Source organism: Pseudomonas sp. S30 (genome assembly GCF_016518545.1).
Taxonomy (GTDB): domain Bacteria; phylum Pseudomonadota; class Gammaproteobacteria; order Pseudomonadales; family Pseudomonadaceae; genus Aquipseudomonas.
The window spans coordinates 1-475 of the sequence record NZ_JACVTO010000054.1; the positions used below are offsets into that span (position 1 = coordinate 1).

The following is a 475-nucleotide window of genomic DNA, read 5'->3' on the forward strand; positions in this document are numbered from 1 at the left end:
TGGTTGACCGCCGACGTAGACGTCGTTCGGGGCTTGGATGGTGAACGTGCCGGAAGCAGAACCTGCTGGAACGGTAACTTTGGTGCCGTCACTCAGGGTGAAAGTCAGGCCTTGATGGCCAGTGACGTCCAAGCCTTGGCCGTTGGTCAAAGTGACAGTGTAGGTAATCTGGCCGCCTTCAGCGACGGTGGACTTGTCAGCGGTAAGCGTGGCGATGACTTCGCTGATGGTATCAGCGATCTGAACCGTCGCTGCGCCGCCCAATTCGAGGTTCTCGAAGGTTTTGCCGGCAACGCTGGCATCGGTGACGCCGACGGTGAGCGAGCCGGAGTCTTTGAATACGTCGTCGCCTTGTGCAGGCGCTTTGTATTCAACTTCCGTCTGGCCAGCTGCGATTACAACTTTCGCGCCGTTGCTCAGAGTCACGGTCATGTCACGATCAAGTGGCTGGTTCACTTTGACGGTGAACGACGGC

1 protein-coding gene is annotated in these 475 nt (G+C 57.9%); it reads right to left on the reverse strand.

Annotation, left to right across the window (positions count from 1 at the left end):
* A partial coding sequence (locus tag IAE34_RS24200) for an immunoglobulin-like domain-containing protein (RefSeq protein WP_325101019.1) occupies positions 1 to 475 on the reverse strand: 475 nt, incomplete at both ends.